Source organism: Bacillus xiamenensis, from assembly GCF_001857925.1.
Classification (GTDB): domain Bacteria; phylum Bacillota; class Bacilli; order Bacillales; family Bacillaceae; genus Bacillus; species Bacillus xiamenensis.
On the sequence record NZ_CP017786.1, the window covers coordinates 1574370 to 1597637 of the forward strand.

Below are 23268 nucleotides of genomic sequence, written 5' to 3' on the forward strand. Positions count from 1 at the left end.
TTTAATGCTTAAGCTTTCGAATGAAAAAACTCGTGAAAATTGCCTTCATTGATCTCAATGATCTTCTGCTTCATATCAATCGTTGAAAGTTTTAATAGCGATACATATTCATCAACCAGGCGTTCATCTACGCCCTCATCTTCTAAAAGAACACCGATCCCTGCAACATTCGCATTAAATTCCTCAAGCAAATTCATCATGCCATTAATGGTTCCGCCCGCTTTCATAAAGTCATCAATGATCAGGACATTCGATCCTTTATCTAAGCTTCGCTTTGCAAGTGACATGGTTTGAATACGGTTAGAAGAACCTGATGCGTAGTTAATACTAACAGTCGATCCTTCGGTTACCTTATTGTCTTTTCTCACGATCACAACAGGCACATTTAAATAACCTGCAACAGAATAGGCAATTGGAATGCCTTTCGTCGCAACGGTCATGACCACATCAATCGCACGATCCGCAAAGATGGTCGCAAAAAGCTTACCGATTTTCGCAAGAATTGATGGATTGCCTAAAACATCGGTTAAATATAAATAACCGCCGGGAAGCACACGTTCAGGAGTTGATAAAGCCTCTCCGATATCGTTTACTACTTCGTCTGCTTCTTCTAGGTGAATCTTTGGAATATATTTCACTCCGCCAGCAGCACCAGGTACAGTAAGCAAAGTTCCTATTCCCTGCTGCTCGAAGGTCTGTTTGATAATCGTTAAGTCTTCACTAATGGAGGACTTCGCAGATTGATATCGTTCTGCAAAAAATGTTAACGGCACTAGTACGTGCGGGTTTGTTAGCAAATAATTTGTTAAGTCCACCAATCTGCCGCTTCGACGAAACTTCATGAACTTACCCCCAGAATCCGAATAATTTATGAATAATATAACTTAATATACGGATTTAATCAAGGGCATTTTGTTCGCCGATCAATCGGACAGCGTAAACTTGATCACAAAATCCTCTCAGTCCGTTATATATTCTTTGCACCTTCGATTCATATTGAATCAAGCCAAACACAGTGGGTCCGCTACCACTCATTAATACAGCATCTGCTCCGAAACGTTTCATCTGTCTCTTAATCATATCGACTTCTGGATACATCTTTAATGTTACAGATTCCAGAACGTTACCGAGTGAGTTACACATCTCTTTATAATCTTTCGCTTCAATGGCTTCAATCATACGCTGTACATTTGGGTGTTCTACTTTGCTTGCGTCATATTGTCTGTAGACCTCAGCTGTAGATACCCCTATCACCGGCTTCGCTAAAATCACCCAGCAATGCGGTGGTGTCGCAATATGTTTCAGTTTCTCTCCACGTCCTGTTGCTAGCGCTGTCCCTCCGTGTACACAAAAAGAGACATCTGAGCCGATCTCCGCTCCAAGCTCAGCTAGTTCATCTAACGTAAGATTTAACTTCCACAAACGGTTTAAGCCGCGAAGTGCTGCAGCGGCATCACTGCTGCCCCCAGCTAAACCTGCTGCGACAGGAATTGCTTTTGTGATGACAATCGATACGCCTTTTTGGATACCGAATCTCGTTTTTAGTAATTTAGCCGCCTGATAAGCCAAATTCCGTTGATCATCTGGCACAAACCGATTATGAGATGATACACGGATTTCGTCTTTGTCCAGCTCCGTCAGCTCTAGTCGATCTGCAAGATCTATTGTTGTCATCACCATCTCCACTTCGTGATATCCATCCGGTCTTTTTCCATGAACATCAAGTGAGAGATTAATTTTTGCCGGTGCTTTTTCTAAAATACGCAAACATTTCACCTACTTCTCCATCTAAACATAAGTATCAATATTGTATCACATTTGATGGTTCTGATGAATATTGGCTTTTACGCCTTAGCAAACTTCATTTTCAACAAAAAAGGCCAGAGACACCCAAGGTATCCCTGACCAGTTCTTTATCGTTGATTCTCATCCTGAGCCATGTGCTGTTGAGCTAATTCGATGGCACGTTTGACCATATTACCTGCGTCACGCGCGCGAATGTCTCCCCAGCCCCCATTTTTGACGGTATCATAAAATCCAAGATCCTTCGCCAGCTCGTATTTGAACTCTTCTGACATAATGCCTCGGCGTCTACCCAAACGAAACAGCCCCTTTAGTCGAGAATTCGAATCATTGCCACTGAGGTCGTGGCTTTCTTATTTTGTATCGAACCCTTTCTTTTACCCCTTTCAAATAATGGACAGAGTCCCATACGAAAAAAGGCAAAACAAAAAGCAGTAAACAAGAAGTTCACTGCCCATTAATAGGCGACTGAGCTAGCGGTATCATCGAACGTTAATTCGACCGTCTCAGTCAGTATATCTGCATAACTGTAAGAAACTCTTTCAAACGAATTCTCATCTTGATCTAATTGAATCACAAAAACAGAAGGGTACGTTTCAGCTAAAATGCCCGAACGCTCAATTGTTTTTCGGCGGCCTCCGTTAGCCTTTAACGTCAAACGTTTACCTAAGTTACCATCAAGCGATCTTTTGATGTCGGACAAAGTCTTCGCCATTGCATCCACCTCACTGAGATAATTATACAACAACGGCCCATTTTTGTCAAATAAAAATTAAATTATATCAACCAACACGAGCCATTGTCAACAAAATATTTTTGACAAACTTCTACCTTTTCTTCTCCCTATTTTTCTCAAATTCCGGTGAATTATGTATTGATATGAAATTTCTTTTAGAACATAAAAAAAACCAGACTGAAATCAGTCAGGTTATGTCGATTCATGGTCTCTTTTATATGGCATACCTACCCTTAAAACACCCCTCGTTTCAATTCCTCCGAGGCCTTTTTCTCTTGTTAACGTATTTCGGAGCACATCCCACACGTTGATTCGATCTACAAATGGAGTGAAGCTGATCTTCGCAACAATATAGACGGGATCGAGTGCATGGATGTTAACACGTGAGGGTGAGCTTGCAAAATTAGCACCAGCTTGGATTAATGATTCAAAATGAGATTGACAGGCTCCTGCAAAGATCACGAGCTGATCTAAATGTGGAACCTTCCTTCTTGCCTTTTGAACCGTTTCAACAAAATGACGAGAATGACGATATGCACCGATATCTTGTACGCCGCCCTTTTGCTTGGAATATGCATCATGTCCTGTGATGACCAAAATATCAGGTCGATATTGATCAATTAACGAGTCAATCATGCTTGGCATTTTCTTCTCGTGGCAATGCACACCATACACAGGTACACCAATTCTCTCATATACATCTAAGCATTTCTTTAAGTATGAAGCATCTCCATCTAAATGAAGGACCTTTCCTGGCATGTGAAAATACTGTTCCTGATGCTGATATTGTCCAGACGTATAATACTCTTGTTTTTCACGAAGCAGCTGATAATCCTGCCTGAGTAAGTCGAGCGATTCGTTAATTTTCCGTTCATCGTCCTTCTCTCTTGTCAGCTGCTCCTCTTTTTGAATCAAGACCAAGTCTGACATCTTTGCATCCGCAATCAGCCTTACTTCATTCCCATGCAAAATGGCGGTGGCTTCGTGCTGGTCTGTCTCATCAATTCGAATAATACGAAACATAATATCCATCTGATAGGATGCCCTCGTCACCATATCTCCTATTTGAAATTGCATGCTTTTCACTCCACAATCAGGCTCATATCCTGTTGGTATCGTCTTGCGCTAAACATGTTCGTCTTTCATGTGTGTTGTTCTTTCTAGCCTATGCCCGAACAGCTGAAGTGGTGAAAACCAAAAGAAAAAAGCCCTTAAAATAGGGCTTTGTGTAGAACGTTCGATAAACGGGCAAATTCATCAATGGACAATGATTCACCGCGGCGCTTTCCATCAATCTCGGCTGTTTGTAGCGCTTCTTCAATGATGGCTTTATGCTTCTTACCATCAGGCAGATTGTTCATCAGATTATTCATCAATGTTTTCCGGCGCTGGCCAAAGCTCGCACGAATCAATTGAAAGAAAAACGCATTATTGTCTACTGAGACAGCAGGTGTTTCACGAACGGTTAGTTTGATAACAGCTGAATCCACATTTGGCTGTGGGACAAAAACCGTTTTCGGCACAACCATCACTGTTTTCGCTTCCGTATAAAATTGAACCGCAATAGACAACGAGTTATATTCCTTTGATGAAGGGGCAGCTGCCATCCGATCTGCTACTTCTTTTTGCAGCATGACCACAATCCCTTTTAATGGAAGGTTTTCTTCAAGCAGTTTCATAATAATCGGTGTTGTCACGTAATATGGAAGGTTTGCTACGACCATGACTTCTTTACAGTCAGCAAACTGTTCTTCCATCACCTTTCTTACATCCGCCTTTAACACATCTTGATGAATGATGGTGACATTATCATATGGAGAAAGCGTGTCGTTTAAAATCGGCAATAGGCGCTGATCAATTTCGAACGCTGTGACTTTTTTTGCCCGCTTAGCGAGCTGTTCTGTCAATGCACCGATACCAGGCCCAATTTCAATCACGCCGGTCTCATCCGTAATCTCTGCATGATCGACAATGCGATCCAAAATATTCGTATCTATTAAAAAGTTCTGTCCTAAGCTCTTTTTAAAAGAGAAACCGTACTTCTTCAGTATTTCCTTCGTTCTGATGGGTGTCGCAATATCTTTATTCATCGGCTTCCTCCTGCATGACGGTCTTTAAGGCCGCAATAAAATCCTGTTTGGTTATTTGAAACATGTGAAGGCGCTTTTGCAGCTGCTTCGCATTGGTATATCCTATATTTAAAAGCACACCTAGTCGTTCACGGCGACGTTTCGATGCATCGCTTCCGATAAGGCCTGCGTCAAATAAGTCGTCTAATGTAATGTCGCTCTCGGATTCTTCCATTTCCTCATGGACATGGGCAAGACAATCCCGAATACTGTCCAAGGAAGCATGTTCGACACCAATTCCTTTGTCCCGCTTCGCTTTTGCAAGGTGTTTTGGCAAAAAAGCGTGCTTACAGCCAGGAACCGCTTCTGCGATGGTTTTACGGATCTTCTCACCAGGAAAATCAGGATCTGTTAAAATAATGACCCCTCTCGTCTTTTGAGCAAGGCGCACTTGTTGAATGACGGCATCGCCAATGGCAGATCCGTTTGTCTCGATCGTATCTGCATCAACCGCCATCTTCACTCTAGCAGTGTCATCACGACCCTCCACCACAATAATTTCTTTGATTTTCATTTATTCCTCCGCTTGCAAAAACAATCTACATTTTTTTGTCAAAAAATGAAACCTTCCATGCTGTTTTTGCGTCTAATTAATTAGAAAACAGTGCTTCTATTATAACCAAAAAAACAGAGGGTGCGCAAAGCCCTCTGTTCATATAAATGATTTGATGTGTTTATTTGAGCACTCTAATTTTCACTCGTTTATTTCCCCATTGATAAGCTGCCGACTTACTTGGGACGAACACATCAATTTTATTTCCTTTTATAGCAGATCCAGTGTCTGACGCAATGGCATATCCATAGCCTTCCACATACACTTTAGAGCCTAGCGGAATGACACTCGGATCAACTGCTATAACCTTTGCACCTGGATTTGCTTTTAAATTATAACCTGTAGACGTTCTGCCCGTACATCCAGCACAGCTCGCTGTATAGGCTGTTGACGCCACATAAAACTCTTTTCCTGACGATTCATTACTTCTTGAAACCGCAGGGGACGCTTTAGGCTCCTTCTTGGCCACTTGTGTACCAATGGCCACTAAACGATCCTTACTGTCTTTTTCAGTTACTTCTTTCATTAATTCTTTAGACACCACTTTGCCGTTTTCTTTCACAATGGCATAGTGCTTCTTCAATTTACCTTCTTCACCTTTTTCAAGTACCTTCTCTTTTCCTTGTTCTAGAGATTGATCCTTTTTATGTTTGGTATCAAAAGCAATTTTCTCTTCCACTACATCGGTGACTTTTTCCACCCGAGTGATCTGAACATCTGCGCTTTTTTTAGAAAGACTGCTATGTAACGCAGGTTTGATCTTATCGTGCTTCTTGAGCCTCAGCTCTTGTTGCTTTAAAAAGTCAGCGACCGTAGTCGAAGTGGTCCACACTTTTTTATCCTTCCCTCCATCATTTAAGCTGACCTGAAAGGCCTGCTGAACCACAAGATCCATATTCTTTTTAATCTTGTCATTCTTTCCTGGAGTGACTTGATCGTGCTCCCCAATATCTATCTTCTCATTCTTCAATAATGCTCCAACCGTCTGATCTGTTGTCCATATCGTTTTCTTTTTCCCATCTAGGGTAAGATGAACCGGTATAGCCGCATCATACACAATGTTCATGTTGTCTTTAATCTTTGTATTTAGACTTGGAGAGATATGATCCTCCGCCCTGGTCCTTATTCCAAGGTCTGAAAGCAGCTGTGCTACTGTCTCTTCATGTGTACGAATTGTCTTCTCTTTGCCATTGATTGAAATGGTAATAGACTGCTTAGTGAACTCATGCGCACCGTAAGCCGTCCCAGTTCCAGCTAAAAGCAAGCAAGCGACTAACAATAAAACCTTGCTTTTTCCTAGCCTGACAGAAAACAGATTTTTCATTTTTTGTACGATGAAAAACGCCTCCTTCTCCTCGGAGAGATTATATAGAGTATCTCAAAACCTGTCAACCCTTCCACCCACTGTACAAAAATGCACGATTGTAAACCTATTATGGGAGATTTATGGAAGGAAGGGAAGAAAGACTTATCGACAACTTATCCTATGAGGAGGCGCAAACGTGTAGAACTTTTTGGTTATGTTTCACCAATGGACAAGCTTAAACAAGGATTGACATCATATACTGTCAGTTTATACGGAAAACTTTTTTCGCATTTTCTGTTGTCAATTCAGCAAGCTCTTCAAAGCTGATGTCTCGTAATTCCGCAATTTGTTCTGCGATATATTTCACATAGCTCGGCTCATTGCGTTTCCCTCTAAATGGCGCCGGAGTTAAATACGGACAGTCTGTTTCAATCAATAGACGATCACTTGGTATGTCCTTTACAACTTCCTTCGGTTTTTTGGCATTTTTAAATGTCACAGGTCCACCGAATGAAATATAAAAGTTCATTTCCATACACGCTTTTGCAATTTCAAGGCTTCCTGTAAAGCAGTGCATAATACCTCCAACTTCCGCTGCTCCCTCTTCTTTTAAGATCGTCACCACATCTTCCGTAGCGTCACGGTTATGAATGATGATTGGCAAGTTCACTTCCTTTGCAAGAGCAATTTGACGTCTAAAGACTTCTTTTTGCACATCTTTTGGCGACTTGTCCCAATAGTAATCTAGACCCATCTCTCCAATGGCTACGACCTTTTCATGTTGAGATAATTCTTTGATCCAAGCCAAATCTTCATCTGTCAAATCAATGGCATCAACGGGATGCCAGCCGATAGCAGCATAAATAAAGTCATACGCCTCAATTAATTCCATCGCTCTCGTAATGGTTGGTCGATCAAACCCGACTACCACGATTTTCTCTACCTTTTCACTTTTTGCTCTTTCAATCACCTGTTCTAAGTCTTCTTTATATTGTTCAGCATTTAAATGGGCATGTGTATCAAATAACATCGTTGATGGCTCCTTTCGACAATTCCCCTAAAAAACAAAAGGTGTTCGACGAAATGTTACACGTGGAACACCTTTGTTGATTTATAAAATTTTTGTTCCATTTGCTAGAGATTGATCCACTTCAAGAACCTGCAATTTACCACCAGTTTCTCCGGTTAAAATCATTCCCTGGGAAATTTCCCCTCTCAACTTAACCGGCGTGAGATTCGCTACGCAAACGAGCTTTTTCCCTACCAATTCATCTGGCTGATAATGCTTGGCAATCCCTGAAACAATTTGTCTTTTTTCAAATCCAAAATCAAGCTGAAGCTTTAAGAGACGATCAGCTTTTTTAACTGGGGCTGCTTCCAATACTTGTGCGACCCGGAGATCGACTTTCGAAAAATCATCAAATGCAATTTCAGCTCCCAGCTCTGGTAATTCTGTTTCTTCTATTTCAACCTTCTCTTCTTCTACCTTAGGTGCACTTCCTTGCATTTTCTCTTTAATGTATGCCACTTCTTCTTCAACCTCTAAACGAGGGAACAATGGCTCACCTTTTTGCACCGTCGTTTTTTGGATCGCACCGAAAGAAAGAATGCTTTCCCAGCTTTTGAGTTTTTCATCTTCAACTCCAAGCTGGAAGAAGATTTTCTCTGGTGTTTTTGTTAAGAATGGTGTTAATAGCACTGCTGTCATTCGAAGGGACTCTGCTAAATGGTACATCACAGAATGTAGTTCTTTTCGTTTCGTTTCATCCTTCGCTAACACCCATGGAGCTGTTTGATCAATATATTTATTCGTTCTGCTGATTAATGTCCAAACATTTGAAAGAGCCACCGAGAATTCGAGGTTCTCCATCGCTTCTTCATAAGCTTTCACCGTTTGTTCAGCCACAGCCTTCAGTTCTTCATCAAACTCATTGATAGGACCCTTATAGCTGCTTAATGTACCGTCAAAATATTTTTGCACCATCGCCACTGTGCGGTTAAGCAAGTTGCCTAAATCATTGGCAAGGTCATAGTTTACACGTTCCACGAATCCTTCGGGTGTAAACACACCGTCAGCGCCAAATGGGACTTCACGAAGCAGATAATAACGAAGGGCATCAAGACCATAGCGGTCAATTAATGTGACCGGATCTACGACGTTCCCTTTTGATTTAGACATTTTGCCATCTTTCATCAGAAGCCAGCCGTGTGCGAAAATTTGTTTCGGCAGCGGCAGATCAAGTGCCATCAGCATAATCGGCCAGTAAATGGTATGGAAACGTACAATTTCTTTCCCTACAAGGTGCACGTTGGCAGGCCAATATTTTTTATATTTTTCATCCTGGTCGGTTCCATAGCCAATCGCTGTTAAATAGTTGAATAGCGCATCAATCCATACATAGATGACGTGTTTCGGATTATTAGGTACTTTAATGCCCCAATCAAAGGTTGTTCTTGATACAGCTAAATCCTCTAATCCCGGTTTAATGAAGTTATTGATCATTTCATTCTTTCTTGATTCAGGCTGAATGAACGATGGGTTCTTTTCATAATAGTCCAGTAAACGATCCGCATACTTACTCATACGGAAGAAATATGACTCCTCTTTAATCAATTCAACAGGGTGTCCACTGTCTGGGCTTTTCCCGCCAATGACTTCCCCTTTCTCATTTCGCTCAATATCAACAAGCTGTGTTTCCGTATAGAACGTTTCATCAGGAATACTGTACCAGCCCTCATATTGATCTAAATAGATATCTCCTTGATCAAGCAGCTTTTGGAAGACTTGTTCAATGATTTTCGTATGTCTTTTTTCCGTTGTACGAATGAAATCATCATTTGAAATGTCGAGTTTCTTCCATAAAGATTTAATATCTGCAACGACTGGATCTAAATACTCAATCGGTGTAATATTTTGTTCTTCAGCTTTTTGCTGAATTTTTTGTCCGTGCTCATCTGTACCAGTTAAATACATCACATCATAGCCTTGAAGACGTTTATAACGAGCCAGGGCATCCCCTGCCACCGTCGTATAGGCATGTCCAATATGTAATTTTCCGCTCGGATAGTAAATAGGTGTTGTCAGATAAAACGTTTTTTTCTTTTCCGGCATGTCGGAACCTCCTGCGTGTGTAAATGTCAAAAACTCCCGCCCAATGGACGAGAGCGGTTATCATTACTTGATTAAAATGCGGCAGATCATTTCATTATGTTTTGAACTTGTGCTTTCTCTATGATACCATCTTAGCCTTTAAGATCAAGCATATATACATAGAAGAGAATGAAATGATCGAAAAAGATGAGTTTTTCGAAAAAAACGACAAACCGCTCGACATTTTGTCGAATATTGTCGTATGATATCTATTTCCAGATTTACAATTGTCTAAATTAGGGCAAAAGTCTCGTTAATCTGTTATCGTCATTTATCATATTTTTATTGATGAAGTTCAAAAAATCCTTATAAACCAAGAGTTTCACGGTCCTTTAACTTTAAGAGTCATATTTTACAAACAATAGTAAACAAAATGATTGACGATTTATGGAAACCTTGTTATGCTAGGAATGTAAGGAATTTGTCGAATAATGACGAAGATAATATTATATTAAGAATAAGAACTTTTTGGGAGGAGAATGAAGATGAAATCTACAGGTATTGTACGTAAAGTTGACGAATTAGGGCGCGTGGTGATTCCAATCGAACTTCGCCGTACGTTAGGAATTGCTGAAAAAGACGCTTTGGAAATCTATGTTGATGATGAAAAAATTATCCTAAAAAAATATAAGCCAAATATGACTTGCCAAGTAACAGGTGAAGTATCAGACGATAACCTTAAACTTGCTAATGGTAAATTAGTTCTTAGCCGTGAAGGTGCAGAGCAAATCATTAACGAAATCCAAAATCAACTTCAATCACAAAAATAAGTTTCATATAAAAAGGTTCTTGCACCGTTTGCAAGAACCTTTCTTTATTGTTCAATATGATAAGCATCGTATAGTGTGCGCTTTGGCACACCACGTTCGACTGCTGCACGTTTTATGGCTTCCTTCGACGTTAATCCTTCCTCTATGTAATGGATCACGTGTTCTTTTTCAGATAAGGACTTCCACCAGGCTTCTTCATTCAGCTCTTCTTCATCCTGATCATTCCCTTGTACAACAAGACAGAACTCACCTCGGATTTGATGCTCCGCCGCCCATGTCAGCACGTATTCTAAATCTCCACGAATAAACTCTTCGAATTTTTTCGTCAGTTCTCTCGTAATGGCAATATTTCGGTTTCCCCATACTTCCTTCATCACAGTCAGCGTTTCTTTTAACCGGTGGGGCGCTTCATAGAAAATAATCGTTTCTTTTCGTTTCTTCAATGCTTCCAGTTGTTTTTTCTTTTCCTTTTTTTGTCGATCAAGAAAACCGTAAAAGAAAAATGGCTGTGGTGCGATCCCTGATGCAATGAGCGCCGTTAGTGCTGCGTTTGCACCAGGTAACGGAATGACATAGCCTCCGATGCTTGTAAAGTCTCGAACCACTTCAGCTCCTGGATCAGAAATCGTCGGTAAACCCGCATCGCTCACGAGTGCAATATTTTTTCCTTCTTTTAACCATTCGATTAACTTGTGGCCGCTGCTCTCTTTATTATGCTCATGATAACTCGTTAACGGTGTATCAATTTCATAGACGTGACAAAGCTTTTTCGTTTGTCTCGTATCTTCTGCGGCAATATAGTCTACATCTTTTAACGTTTGTATCGCTCGAAACGTCATATCTTCTAAGTTCCCAATCGGGGTTGGAACGAGATAAAGAATGCCCATCTCTGATTGACCATCAAAGCTTTTCTGTGTCTTGTTCATGTGCCGCCTCCTTTTTCATTCGCATGTCCTCTATATACATGTCTTTCTTTCGACGTGTCCAAGTTTTAAAACGATATTCCTGCTGCATGGCTTCTCTTTTGGTTGGAAAGCATTCATGGTAATAAAGCTCGACCGGCCGTCTCGCTCTTGTATACTTTGCACCCTTTCCGCTATTATGGGTAGTCAGTCTTTTTTGTAGATCATTTGTATACCCAGCATACAAACTGCCATCTGCACATTTCAATACATAGAAGTAATGATTATGCTTCTCCATACAGTATCGTCCTGATTTCTTCTGTATACTCTTGGTCTTCTCCATAAACAAAAAGCGGTGGCAGGATTTTCAAATCTGGTTTTCCATCCTTTATGCCTTCTACTAAGATGGTATTGGCTTCTTTTCCTTGTTTAGGATAAACAAATTGAATTCGTTTTGGCTCAATTCGGTATTTCTTCATCATTTCAACAATTTCAAGCAACCGTCCAGGGCGGTGAACCATTGCCAGTTTGCCCCCTTGCTTCAGCAGCGTGGAAGAAACACGAATGACATCCTCTAATGTACAATGAATCTCATGTCGTGCGATCGCCAAATACTCATTTTCATTGATTTCATCCTTAGAAGGCGTTTTAAAATATGGTGGGTTACATGTAATCACGTCTACTTTGTGGTTTCCGTACCGTTTTGGCATATCATTCAAATCACCATGAATCAATTCAATCTGATGCTCTAGTTGATTATGCTCAACAGACCTCTTGGCCATATCAAAAAGGCGCTCTTGAATTTCAACCCCTGTAATAGAAGCTTTAGATCGAGTCGAGAGCAGCAATGGAACGATGCCATTTCCTGTACAAAGATCGATGATCTCCCCTTTTTGAATCGGCACATACGCAAATTTTGCTAATAATACCGCATCCAATGAAAAGGCGAACACTGTTTTACTTTGAATAATTTTCATATCTTCTGCAAGCAAGTAGTCTAAACGTTCATCTTCTCTTAACGAAACCATGATGTATCCTTTCTTTTCCTGTGAAAAAGGCTCCCGATTCAGCGGAAGCCTTTTCTCATTTTTTATTTAAAAATGACAGACAGAACAAACAGTCTCCCTCTTTGCGAATGCTCCCATAATGTACATTACAAATATGGAAGCCCTCCTGATATAACCGAGCCAGGTTATCATGACCTTCTCCTATATCAGAATGACTTGGCTTCTGGGCAGGATCATCTCCCGCCTCAGACGATTTGTCTCGATCGGATTGATCCAGACGTTCACGCAAATGCTGATTCTCCATCTGAAGCTGATGATTTTCTTCAATCACTTCACCGATATGATTTTTCAAATCACCTAGCTGTCGATAAAGAGAACCGATTTGTTCTTCTAGATTAATCACCGTATCAAATAGTTCCTTTTTATCCAAGGTGGCACACCTCGTTACTCAGTTGTTTGTGCAGATACAACGCCTTCTTGTAATAATTCTTCCCAAGTATATTCTATCACTTTTTCTTGCCCGGTTAATTCAACTTGCAAAATTCGTTCTAAAATATTGAGCCCTACTACCTTTGCAGAGCCATTAGACGTCTGAATCGTTTCACCGATATCCGGTAATTGTTCTTTTGCTGTTTCATACTCATCATTCTCATATTTCAAGCAGCACATCAAACGGCCGCAAAGCCCTGAAATTTTCGTAGGGTTTAACGAGAGGTTTTGATCTTTTGCCATTTTAATGGACACAGGTTCAAAATCTCCTAAGAATGTTGAACAGCAAAGCATTCGTCCACAAGGACCAATACCACCCAGCATTTTCGCCTCGTCTCTTACACCGATCTGGCGAAGTTCAATTCGCGTCTTAAAGATAGATGCAAGATCCTTCACCAGCTCACGGAAATCGACTCTGCCGTCCGCTGTGAAATAGAAGATGACCTTGTTTCTGTCAAATGTAAATTCGACATCGACTAGCTTCATTTCCAGGCCGTGTTCACTGACCTTCTGAAGACATGTATCAAAGGCTGCCATCGCTGCTTCTTTGTTCTCCTCAACGATGAGCCGGTCACGTTCATCAGCTACACGAATCACCTTACGCAAAGGGAGCACCACATCATGTTCATCTACTTTTTTATTCGCGATGACCACTTGTCCGTACTCAACACCTCTGACCGTTTCTACAATGACACAACTATCATTTTCTATATGAAATCCATTAGGATCGAAATAATAGATTTTGCCCGCTTTTTTAAAGCGAACACCAATTACGTTGTACAAGCTTATCCCTCCTGCAACATCAACACCAATTGCTCCATTAGCCCTTGGGCATTCACGTTGGATTGAAGTCTCTTTTTCGCTTCTAATACAGCGAGGATCTGATTCGTCACCATCTGCTGTGTGGAATGCAGCGCGTGCTGCTTCATTGTCTGGAATAAGTCTTGATAAATGACTTTATCTTCATTTCCTATTTGAATCGACAATACATCACGATATATAAATAAAAGCATATCCAGACCTGTTTCTTGAAGGTCTTTCTCTTTGAAAAAAGGCACCCATTGATCTTGTATATAAAAAAATGCATGTTCTTTTCGCTGGTGTAAGACTTCATACAATTTTATCACTTTCGCTCTAGACTCTGCAAACTGATCATTTCGACTTAATTCGAGTGCTTCTGCCAAATTATTGGTTAAATTCGACAAAAGCCTTGCAAGATGCTGAGATACACCTTCCTGTAAAAGCTGCTGCTCTAAGGATTGTGGCTGAAGCGGCTGAAAGCTAAGCATCTGACACCTTGAAATAATCGTATCCAGCATTTTATGCGATTGCTCAGTGATTAAAACCGCCATCGTTTCCCGGTTAGGCTCCTCTAGGAACTTTAATAAACTGTTCGCGGCATTGACCGTCATTTTGTCCGCATGAAGAATGATATACATTTTTCGGTGCGACTCTACACCTGCTTTTGTAAATTCCTCCTGCAAAGCCTGCACTTGCGCTTTCTTAATTGATTGGCCATCAGGCTGCACTAGATGTAAATCTGGATGGTTACCAGACTGAATCCTTTTGCAGTTTTGACAGGACTCACATGGTTTCACTCCTGCTTCCAAGCAAAAAAAGCTCTTAGCCAAAAGCAGCGCAGCATCTAGCTTTCCTGTCCCTTTCTTCCCTTCAAATAAATAAGCATGAGCCAGTCGGTCTTTATCAATACTATTAAAAATCAGCCGCATGACGCGCGGCTGCAAATCATTCATGTCATCCCAGCTAATTGCCATGTTATCACTCTCTATGTGTAAAGGTTAATCAATAAACCTTTTATTTCTCCAATACGTTCAAGCAAATCAAGAGAGGGCTTCTCTTGATTCATCATATCCTCTGTTAATTCAATGAGTTTTTCATCTAATGCTTTGACTAAAGCAAGTGTTCGCGTGTTGCCATAAAGGTCAAAGCTCCTTGATGTCTCTATATTTAATCCATTATCGACTGTCTCTTTCACAAAGCGCTTCACCAGCCCTTTAAATCTGGCTAAATCCTTTAGATTTCGTGACTTTGTCAGCTTTTTACCGAACACTTCGATATCACTCAGCATGACGGTCAGCTGCTCTAAACGCATTTTTCCGCTTTGTGTTTCCATAGATGATTTAAATGAAGAGGAAGTTTGGCTTCCTTTCATCGCCTGAAGTTCACGTTTTTCCAAAAGCAGCCGCATATCTTGATTAATTTTCACAGCAACCCATCCTTAAAATTGATGAAATTGTTCAACTGGTAGAACAAAGACTGTGGCTCCACCAACTTCAACTTCAACAGGGTATGGTACGTATGAGTCAGCATTTCCACCCATTGGCGATACAGGTGCGATCATTTGATCACGTTTACGGCAATTTTCCTTGATAAGCTGCAATGCTTTATCTACTCTGACATCATCACAACCAATGATAAAAGTCGTATTTCCAGACTTTAAAAACCCGCCAGTTGAAGCTAATTTTGTCACGCCGAATTGATGTTCAGTCAATATCTTCAACAACTTGCTGCTATCTTGGTCCTGTACAACGGCAACAATTAATTTCATTTGATTGGCCTCCTTCGTTTTAGGCACAGGTGACATGCCGATGTCTTCCTCTATATTATAACAACGATTGGGAATCAGGTCATATTTGATTTTTCTTTAATGTGTCCTGAATCAACTGAAGGACTTCTTCAAAGACATCCTGTATCGGCCGAGACGCATCTACTACACGGAAACGTTCTGGTGATTGCGCAATGAGCAATTCATAACCTTCTCTGACCCGCTGGTGGAAATTCAGCGTCTCCAAATCTAATCGATTTTTTTCTCTTCCTTGATTGGCGTTAATTCGCTTTAGACCTTCCTCCGGTGTAATGGAAAAGTAAATGGTCATTTGCGGCATCGTGCCATTAATGGCAAACTCGTTAATTGATTTGACTTCTTCAATTCCAAGCCCTCTCGCATAGCCTTGATAAGCAAGGGAGCTGTCTACAAAACGATCACATAAGACAGTGTCCCCGCGCTGCAATGCCGGTTCTACTTTCTCAGCCAAATGCTGCCTTCTGGCTGCTGCATAAAGCAATGCCTCTGTTTTTGCGTCCATTTTTGTATTGTTTTCATTTAAAATGACTTCACGAATCTGCTCTGCAATGTCAATACCGCCCGGCTCACGTGTTGCCATCACTGCATATCCTTGGCGTTCCATTTCTTCGTATACTTTTCGAATCACTGTCGTTTTTCCAGCACCCTCCGGCCCTTCAAACGTAATAAACATACCGCTCATAGTGTCTCCTCTTCTATATAAACATATAATTTTCTTTGGTGAATCACCTGACTTGCTTGCACATGAACTTGATGCCCTAGCAAACGGCTTAACGTCGCAATTTGATTTGATTCAATCGGTTCTCCCTTAATCATCAAAGGAATGCCAGGCGGATAAGGAATGACCGATTCTGCACTGATCCGGCCTGCTGCTTTTTCGAAAGGAACGACTTCTACACCTTGCTTTTGCTGATCGTCGTCTATTAAGGCCGATCCCTTTTGAAGCTGCTCTTTTTTTTCAAGCAATAAATCACTTTGCTGAAGAGCCCGCTTTATGGTTGTAAAAGGAATATCCTTTGTCTGTCCTAGACCAAAAACGAGTAAGACTTGATGTTCATCCGCAAGCTCTGGATGAACATCCACCGATTCAAGCACCTTTTTTAGTTCATAGCCTGTCAGCCCTTTTGTTGAACGAATGACGCATTTTAATGGATCAGTAGATAACGAGTCAGACTCGACCACTTCGAGACTAGGTATCCTGTTAAACTGTTCTTTCAGCCTTGTCAGCCCTCTTATGATTCCGTCCACATTCCCTTTTCCCTTGATCTCCTCCACATAAGCTCTCGCCAGATCTAACGAGGCCATAATTGGATAAGATGGAGAACTGCTTTGAAGCATCGTTAACAATGTCTTCATACGCTTCGCATCGATCCGATCTCCTTGAAGATGGAGATAAGAACCCATCGTCATCGCAGGCAGGGTTTTATGTGCTGATTGTACCACCACGTCTGCTCCGTAGGAAAGGGCAGATGGAGGAAAGGCACCGCCTAATACAAAATGCGCGCCATGCGCCTCATCAACCAAAACAAGGATGCCCGCTTCATGACACATTTGAATCAGCTTTGATAAATCAGCTGCATGTCCGTAGTAGTTCGGATATGTCAAAACGATTGCTCGGCAGTTAGGATGTTGCGCAATGGCTTTTTCGACTGTTTTGTCAGTAACATGGGTTGGGACGTGCAAGTATGGATCGCTCTCAGTTTCTACTATAATAGGCGTTGCTCCTGCAAGCTCAATCGCATGGAAAACAGACTTATGACAATTTCGCTGAACAAAAATCTCGTCTCCAGTACGGCATGCCGCCATCACCATCGCCAAATTTCCAACTGTTGTACCATTCACAAGGAAAAAACTTTGTTTTGCCCCATATAACTTTGCCAACAAGTCCTCTGCCTCTTCTATCACACCAGTCGGGTGATGGAGGTCATCTAGACCTTCAAGCTCCGTTACATCCAGCTGAAGAATGGATGCATAGTAGGACCGTGCCTCATCAAAAAAGACATCTCCATTGTGATGTCCTGGAACGTGAAAAGAATAGGGCTTCTTTTCCGCATGTTGTGATAATGCTGTATATAAAGGTGTTTTCAAACAAATCGACCCTTTTCACTTAAACGATATCTTATGTCTATTATAACGTTCAAACAAGTGAACTGAAAGGTGGATTCTCATTCCTTTATTGGTTTATGATTCACCAGCTTCTGCTCTGCCTCGTACATGCTATTTTTTAATTGAGCTCGCTCTTGGCTTCCATGTTCTTTCACCTGTAACGTTTCCTGTAATGTTTCGGCTAATTGGAGCTGAACCTTTTTCAGCGCATCTATCGGCGTTAATGATGCGTCTTCAAGAAGCTGTCCTTGCTGCTTCGAGACCTTTTCATACGTTTGCTGAATACGCTGCTCAAGCGCTGAATTGGCTCGCTGCTGAATATGAGTAAACGCAATCGACATTTGGTTGATCCATAAAGGAATCGATGCGGAGACAGTTGATTGAATATGGTTGGCTAATGTATGGTTTGTATGCTGTATCATTCGAATTTGAGCATTACATTGCAGAGCAATTTGACGGCTTAACAGCAAATCATACTTCCTTTCTTTCAATCTCTCCATATATTCTTCCTCATTGACTTCCTGACTCATCAATTGCTCCTCTAATGTCCGATCATTTGACCGTTTCGTTCCTGATAGGGCCTGCTGCTGCTCTAAAAGTGCCAATTTTGCTTCAACTGCTGCAACCTGTAACGTCATCTCTTGAAAATATGATTGATTTTCTTCAAATAAACGCTCTAATAACTTATGGTCGGAAATCAATACGCCCCTTGCGTATCGGAGTCTCGCTGACAATCTCTCTATCTGTGCTTCGGCTTGTTTATATCGAGAAATGATCTCCTGTGTAGAACGTCTTTCTCGCTGAAACAGCCTTAAAAAAAAGCCCCGTTTCTTTGGCAGCAAATCCTCTGGTTCCACTAAATGCAGCTGCTGTAAAAAAGCCTCAAGAATGTCTCCTATTTGATCAATATCTTTTTTCTCAACATATTGCATCATTTGCTTTGATTGTTCTAATAATCGTTCCTGCACACGTGTGCCATAGAAAAGCAGTTTTTGTGGATGATCAGGAATCTTTTCAGCACGCTGTAAAGCCTCCTGTTTTTCCTCATCAGATAAGGTATCAAACACCCGAAACTGAAGATCTGTAGTAGATGGTGATGGTGGTGTGACTGGATCTTCTGGTTTCATCTGAGTTTGACTCCTTTCATCTATTTTTTGATCATTTTATCGGCCACTTCAAGTTCGATATGAAGTGCTTCTATGTCTCTTCCTAAAATTTGCTGTAAATCATTCGTCAATTGTTTTTGCAGCTCGGTCAGTGTGACTCGAGTCTGGCTTAGTGTCATTTCAAGCTCATGACTGCGATTAGGCTGATTATACAGCAGTGCATATTTTTCAGTTAATTCAACAACAGAATCCAAACTTTCGAAATAAAATCGCTGAGCATCATAAAATCGGTTCGGCTCCTTTTTGGTTATCGTATAAATGCGGCGCGCAAGCCGAAGGATTTCATAATTATGTTTGATCGTCTGTACGTTCTTCACAGCAAATAAAGCTTTCTTCAAACGAACCAGCTTTTGCCCTGCTTCTTTCAAGTGCTGTTTAATATATACATAATCACTGCGAGACAATCCATGTTTCTTCAAAAATAACTGGAAGGCAGCCCATCGACTCCCTGCAAACATCACACCCCACCCAATCATCGCATACAGTATCGACAATCCAACATGGTGATGGAAAACCGCAATACTGACAGTTAAAATCACCAGCGAAAAAAAAGTAGAGAGAACGGCCCATATAAATGTATAAAAAATTGATTTCATGTTCATCGACTCCTATGAATAATCAGGCTCTCTGTTTATCTTATTATTTATTACGGTTGATGTCCAAACTAAGTTCCAAAAAACAGGCCCCATCCTCCATAGGTCATAAAAAAAGACCATCTAATGGTCTATGAATACAAAGGCGGTGTATGAAGATTTTTAAGCTTTCTTACATAGTCGGCATAGCTAGGATCCGAGGTCGATGTAGAAATTAACTTTCGCTCACAATCTTGGCACAAAAACTGATGATATAAATAAATTCCCTTTGTTTTTTTCTCTTCACAAATCAAACAAATCGCTTCTCGCTCTTTTTTGCTCATTGTGACACCTCCACTTATAGCTTCAGTATGCCCTAGCGCTTTCAATTGTATACAAAATTAAGAATGTTTTAGATGGTAGTTTAGTATATGTATCCATACTAGATCGAGTGTTTGTTCCTTTTTTAAAACACAAAAAAGACCAGTTCCAAACGGAACTGATCCTTAGAAAAGCTTGGCGGCGTCCTACTCTCACAGGGGGAAACCCCCAACTACCATCGGCGCTGAAGAGCTTAACTTCCGTGTTCGGTATGGGAACGGGTGTGACCTCTTCGCTATCGCCACCAAACCTGATGGAGAGAATGTTCTCTCAAAACTAGATAACAATGTTCATGCTTCACATTAAATATAGGTTAAGTCCTCGATCTATTAGTATCTGTCAGCTCCACGTGTCACCACGCTTCCACCTCAGACCTATCAACCTGATCATCTTTCAGGGATCTTACTTCCTTGCGGAATGGGAAATCTCATCTTGAGGGGGGCTTCATGCTTAGATGCTTTCAGCACTTATCCCGTCCGCACATAGCTACCCAGCGATGCCCTTGGCAGAACAACTGGTACACCAGCGGTGCGTCCATCCCGGTCCTCTCGTACTAAGGACAGCTCCTCTCAAATTTCCTGCGCCCGCGACGGATAGGGACCGAACTGTCTCACGACGTTCTGAACCCAGCTCGCGTACCGCTTTAATGGGCGAACAGCCCAACCCTTGGGACCGACTACAGCCCCAGGATGCGATGAGCCGACATCGAGGTGCCAAACCTCCCCGTCGATGTGGACTCTTGGGGGAGATAAGCCTGTTATCCCCGGGGTAGCTTTTATCCGTTGAGCGATGGCCCTTCCATGCGGAACCACCGGATCACTAAGCCCGACTTTCGTCCCTGCTCGACTTGTAGGTCTCGCAGTCAAGCTCCCTTGTGCCTTTACACTCTGCGAATGATTTCCAACCATTCTGAGGGAACCTTTGGGCGCCTCCGTTACATTTTAGGAGGCGACCGCCCCAGTCAAACTGCCCACCTGACACTGTCTCCCTGCCCGATAAGGGCAGCGGGTTAGAAGGTCAATACAGCCAGGGTAGTATCCCACCGATGCCTCCACCGAAGCTAGCGCTCCGGTTTCCAAGGCTCCTACCTATCCTGTACAAGCTGTACCAACATTCAATATCAGGCTGCAGTAAAGCTCCACGGGGTCTTTCCGTCCTGTCGCGGGTAACCTGCATCTTCACAGGTACTATAATTTCACCGAGTCTCTCGTTGAGACAGTGCCCAGATCGTTGCGCCTTTCGTGCGGGTCGGAACTTACCCGACAAGGAATTTCGCTACCTTAGGACCGTTATAGTTACGGCCGCCGTTTACTGGGGCTTCAATTCGCACCTTCGCTTACGCTAAGCGCTCCTCTTAACCTTCCAGCACCGGGCAGGCGTCAGCCCCTATACTTCGCCTTACGGCTTCGCAGAGACCTGTGTTTTTGCTAAACAGTCGCCTGGGCCTATTCACTGCGGCTTCTCGGGGCTTTAACACCCTAAGAAGCACCCCTTCTCCCGAAGTTACGGGGTCATTTTGCCGAGTTCCTTAACGAGAGTTCTCTCGATCACCTTAGGATTCTCTCCTCGCCTACCTGTGTCGGTTTGCGGTACGGGCACCTCTCACCTCGCTAGAGGCTTTTCTTGGCAGTGTGGAATCAGGAACTTCGCTACTATATTTCGCTCGCCATCACAGCTCAGCCTTCACGGGAAACGGATTTGCCTATTTCCCAGCCTAACTGCTTGGACGCGGATATCCATTACCGCGCTTACCCTATCCTCCTGCGTCCCCCCATTGCTCAAATGGTGAGGAGGTGGTACAGGAATATCAACCTGTTGTCCATCGCCTACGCCTTTCGGCCTCGGCTTAGGTCCCGACTAACCCTGAGCGGACGAGCCTTCCTCAGGAAACCTTAGGCATTCGGTGGACGGGATTCTCACCCGTCTTTCGCTACTCATACCGGCATTCTCACTTCTAAGCGCTCCACCAGTCCTTCCGGTCTGGCTTCACAGCCCTTAGAACGCTCTCCTACCACTGTTCGTAAGAACAGTCCGCAGCTTCGGTGATACGTTTAGCCCCGGTACATTTTCGGCGCAGAGTCACTCGACCAGTGAGCTATTACGCACTCTTTAAATGGTGGCTGCTTCTAAGCCAACATCCTGGTTGTCTAAGCAACTCCACATCCTTTTCCACTTAACGTATACTTTGGGACCTTAGCTGGCGGTCTGGGCTGTTTCCCTTTCGACTACGGATCTTATCACTCGCAGTCTGACTCCCAAGGATAAGTCATCGGCATTCGGAGTTTGACTGAATTCGGTAACCCGGTAGGGGCCCCTAGTCCAATCAGTGCTCTACCTCCGAGACTCTTACCTTGAGGCTAGCCCTAAAGCTATTTCGGAGAGAACCAGCTATCTCCAGGTTCGATTGGCATTTCACCCCTACCCACACCTCATCCCCGCACTTTTCAACGTGCGTGGGTTCGGGCCTCCATTCAGTGTTACCTGAACTTCACCCTGGACATGGGTAGATCACCTGGTTTCGGGTCTACGACCACGTACTCATGCGCCCTATTCAGACTCGCTTTCGCTGCGGCTCCGCATCTTCTGCTTAACCTTGCACGGGATCGTAACTCGCCGGTTCATTCTACAAAAGGCACGCCATCACCCGTTAACGGGCTCTGACTACTTGTAGGCACACGGTTTCAGGATCTATTTCACTCCCCTTCCGGGGTGCTTTTCACCTTTCCCTCACGGTACTGGTTCACTATCGGTCACTAGGGAGTATTTAGCCTTGGGAGATGGTCCTCCCGGATTCCGACGGAATTTCACGTGTTCCGCCGTACTCAGGATCCACTCTGGAGAGAATGACATTTCAGTTACAGGGCTGTTACCTTCTCTGGCGGGCCTTTCCAGACCTCTTCGCTTATATCATTCCTTTGTAACTCCGTATAGAGTGTCCTACAACCCCAAGAGGCAAGCCTCTTGGTTTGGGCTGTTCCCGTTTCGCTCGCCGCTACTCAGGGAATCGCATTTGCTTTCTCTTCCTCCGGGTACTTAGATGTTTCAGTTCCCCGGGTATGCCTTCTCATACTCTATGTATTCAAGTATGGATACTACTCCATTACGAGCAGTGGGTTTCCCCATTCGGAAATCTCCGGATCAAAGCTTGCTTACAGCTCCCCGAAGCATATCGGTGTTCGTCCCGTCCTTCATCGGCTCCTAGTGCCAAGGCATCCACCGTGCGCCCTTTCTAACTTAACCATTTCTTACTTTAGAAAGAATCACTATGTGTGATGAACTTTGCATTGCATTCAATGTGAATGTATTACTTATTGTTATCTAGTTTTCAAAGAACACGTTGGTGGAGCCTAGCGGGATCGAACCGCTGACCTCCTGCGTGCAAGGCAGGCGCTCTCCCAGCTGAGCTAAGGCCCCGATTTATAGAAGATGGTGGGCCTGAGTGGACTCGAACCACCGACCTCACGCTTATCAGGCGTGCGCTCTAACCAGCTGAGCTACAGGCCCATCTTTCATATCGAAGATATGATGTTGTAGGATCTTTTCCAAGTTCCTTCAAAACTAAACAAGACCAAAACGCACACTGCTCCATATA

24 protein-coding genes, 2 tRNA genes and 2 rRNA genes are annotated in these 23268 nt (G+C 42.7%); 1 reads left to right on the plus strand and 27 read right to left on the minus strand.

Annotated features, from left to right (window positions below; translation table 11 throughout):
- Positions 1 to 8 precede the first annotated feature (8 nt).
- The 10 genes from purR to metG all read right to left on the minus strand — a co-directional run bounded on the left by purR (position 9) and on the right by metG (position 9639).
- Positions 9 to 842 (minus strand): pur operon repressor, encoded by an 834-nt coding sequence (purR, locus tag BK049_RS07925; protein WP_008357442.1) that lies wholly within the window; start codon positions 840 to 842, stop codon positions 9 to 11.
- Between the two features lie 55 nt (positions 843 to 897).
- A complete protein-coding gene (gene ispE / locus BK049_RS07930; RefSeq protein WP_008357445.1) occupies positions 898 to 1767 on the minus strand; it encodes a 4-(cytidine 5'-diphospho)-2-C-methyl-D-erythritol kinase in 870 nt (289 codons plus the stop codon).
- A gap of 146 nt (positions 1768 to 1913) precedes the next feature.
- Positions 1914 to 2099, minus strand: coding sequence for a small, acid-soluble spore protein, alpha/beta type (locus BK049_RS07935; protein WP_008357447.1), 186 nt, complete (start codon positions 2097 to 2099; stop codon positions 1914 to 1916).
- A gap of 161 nt (positions 2100 to 2260) precedes the next feature.
- A complete protein-coding gene (gene veg / locus BK049_RS07940; RefSeq protein ID WP_003217979.1) occupies positions 2261 to 2518 on the minus strand; it encodes a biofilm formation stimulator Veg in 258 nt (85 codons plus the stop codon).
- Positions 2519 to 2731: 213 nt separating this feature from the next.
- Positions 2732 to 3616, minus strand: coding sequence for a sporulation peptidase YabG (yabG, locus tag BK049_RS07945; protein WP_008357449.1), 885 nt, complete (start codon positions 3614 to 3616; stop codon positions 2732 to 2734).
- A 134-nt stretch (positions 3617 to 3750) separates the two neighbouring features.
- Complete coding sequence (gene rsmA, locus BK049_RS07950; protein ID WP_071168250.1) at positions 3751 to 4629, minus strand: 16S rRNA (adenine(1518)-N(6)/adenine(1519)-N(6))-dimethyltransferase RsmA; 879 nt, start codon at positions 4627 to 4629, stop codon at positions 3751 to 3753.
- Positions 4622 to 5182 carry a ribonuclease M5 gene (rnmV, locus tag BK049_RS07955; protein WP_008357453.1) on the minus strand — a complete coding sequence of 187 codons (561 nt, stop codon included), beginning with the start codon at positions 5180 to 5182 and terminating at the stop codon, positions 4622 to 4624. Before rnmV ends, rsmA begins: the two co-directional genes overlap by 8 nt.
- Before the next feature lie 160 nt (positions 5183 to 5342).
- Positions 5343 to 6545, minus strand: coding sequence for a G5 and 3D domain-containing protein (locus BK049_RS07960; protein ID WP_008357455.1), 1203 nt, complete (start codon positions 6543 to 6545; stop codon positions 5343 to 5345).
- Positions 6546 to 6789: 244 nt separating this feature from the next.
- Positions 6790 to 7557, minus strand: a complete 768-nt coding sequence (locus tag BK049_RS07965; protein WP_071168251.1) for a TatD family hydrolase — start codon at positions 7555 to 7557, stop codon at positions 6790 to 6792.
- 81 nt (positions 7558 to 7638) lie between these two features.
- Positions 7639 to 9639, minus strand: coding sequence for a methionine--tRNA ligase (gene metG / locus BK049_RS07970; RefSeq protein ID WP_008357460.1), 2001 nt, complete (start codon positions 9637 to 9639; stop codon positions 7639 to 7641).
- 518 nt (positions 9640 to 10157) lie between these two features.
- On the opposite strand from metG, the gene BK049_RS07975 reads away from it, so the two are divergent.
- Positions 10158 to 10448, plus strand: a complete 291-nt coding sequence (locus BK049_RS07975; RefSeq protein ID WP_087975202.1) for a transition state genes transcriptional regulator AbrB — start codon at positions 10158 to 10160, stop codon at positions 10446 to 10448.
- A gap of 44 nt (positions 10449 to 10492) precedes the next feature.
- Here the strand turns inward: BK049_RS07975 and rsmI are convergent, their stop codons facing one another.
- The 17 genes from rsmI to BK049_RS08060 form a co-directional block, all read right to left on the minus strand.
- Positions 10493 to 11374, minus strand: coding sequence for a 16S rRNA (cytidine(1402)-2'-O)-methyltransferase (gene rsmI / locus BK049_RS07980; RefSeq protein ID WP_071168252.1), 882 nt, complete (start codon positions 11372 to 11374; stop codon positions 10493 to 10495).
- The gene (locus BK049_RS07985) at positions 11349 to 11648 is read right to left on the minus strand and encodes a GIY-YIG nuclease family protein (protein ID WP_008357464.1); all 300 of its coding nucleotides are present in this window, start codon (positions 11646 to 11648) and stop codon (positions 11349 to 11351) included. The genes rsmI and BK049_RS07985 overlap by 26 nt, the downstream gene beginning before the upstream one ends.
- On the minus strand, positions 11635 to 12378 hold the full coding sequence (locus BK049_RS07990; RefSeq protein ID WP_071168253.1) for a tRNA1(Val) (adenine(37)-N6)-methyltransferase: 744 nt from the start codon (positions 12376 to 12378) through the stop codon (positions 11635 to 11637). The genes BK049_RS07985 and BK049_RS07990 overlap by 14 nt, the downstream gene beginning before the upstream one ends.
- Before the next feature lie 55 nt (positions 12379 to 12433).
- Complete coding sequence (gene yabA / locus BK049_RS07995; protein ID WP_008357468.1) at positions 12434 to 12787, minus strand: DNA replication initiation control protein YabA; 354 nt, start codon at positions 12785 to 12787, stop codon at positions 12434 to 12436.
- A 14-nt stretch (positions 12788 to 12801) separates the two neighbouring features.
- Entirely contained in the window at positions 12802 to 13629 is an 828-nt protein-coding gene (gene ricT, locus BK049_RS08000; RefSeq protein WP_007496230.1) for a competence/sporulation regulator complex protein RicT, read from the minus strand.
- A 2-nt stretch (positions 13630 to 13631) separates the two neighbouring features.
- Positions 13632 to 14621 carry a DNA polymerase III subunit delta' gene (gene holB, locus BK049_RS08005; protein WP_008357472.1) on the minus strand — a complete coding sequence of 330 codons (990 nt, stop codon included), beginning with the start codon at positions 14619 to 14621 and terminating at the stop codon, positions 13632 to 13634.
- A gap of 11 nt (positions 14622 to 14632) precedes the next feature.
- Positions 14633 to 15073, minus strand: a complete 441-nt coding sequence (locus BK049_RS08010; protein WP_008357474.1) for a YaaR family protein — start codon at positions 15071 to 15073, stop codon at positions 14633 to 14635.
- A 12-nt stretch (positions 15074 to 15085) separates the two neighbouring features.
- Positions 15086 to 15415: a cyclic-di-AMP receptor gene (locus BK049_RS08015; RefSeq protein WP_071169204.1), complete on the minus strand. Its 330-nt coding sequence runs from the start codon at positions 15413 to 15415 to the stop codon at positions 15086 to 15088.
- Positions 15416 to 15494: 79 nt separating this feature from the next.
- A complete protein-coding gene (gene tmk, locus BK049_RS08020) occupies positions 15495 to 16133 on the minus strand; it encodes a dTMP kinase (RefSeq protein WP_008357479.1) in 639 nt (212 codons plus the stop codon).
- Complete coding sequence (locus BK049_RS08025; RefSeq protein ID WP_071168254.1) at positions 16130 to 17539, minus strand: aminotransferase class I/II-fold pyridoxal phosphate-dependent enzyme; 1410 nt, start codon at positions 17537 to 17539, stop codon at positions 16130 to 16132. The genes tmk and BK049_RS08025 overlap by 4 nt, the downstream gene beginning before the upstream one ends.
- 77 nt (positions 17540 to 17616) lie before the next feature.
- Entirely contained in the window at positions 17617 to 18684 is a 1068-nt protein-coding gene (locus BK049_RS08030; protein WP_071168255.1) for a toxic anion resistance protein, read from the minus strand.
- Positions 18685 to 18704: 20 nt separating this feature from the next.
- Positions 18705 to 19319 (minus strand): 5-bromo-4-chloroindolyl phosphate hydrolysis family protein, encoded by a 615-nt coding sequence (locus BK049_RS08035; RefSeq protein WP_008357484.1) that lies wholly within the window; start codon positions 19317 to 19319, stop codon positions 18705 to 18707.
- Between the two features lie 128 nt (positions 19320 to 19447).
- Entirely contained in the window at positions 19448 to 19639 is a 192-nt protein-coding gene (locus tag BK049_RS08040; RefSeq protein WP_008357486.1) for a sigma factor G inhibitor Gin, read from the minus strand.
- 170 nt (positions 19640 to 19809) lie between these two features.
- Positions 19810 to 19925: ribosomal RNA gene (gene rrf / locus BK049_RS08045) — 5S ribosomal RNA — on the minus strand.
- Positions 19926 to 19985: 60 nt separating this feature from the next.
- Positions 19986 to 22916, minus strand: a 23S ribosomal RNA gene (locus BK049_RS08050).
- A 98-nt stretch (positions 22917 to 23014) separates the two neighbouring features.
- Positions 23015 to 23090: transfer RNA gene (locus tag BK049_RS08055), tRNA-Ala, on the minus strand.
- A 13-nt stretch (positions 23091 to 23103) separates the two neighbouring features.
- Positions 23104 to 23180 (minus strand) — tRNA-Ile (locus tag BK049_RS08060).
- Positions 23181 to 23268: the final 88 nt, after the last annotated feature.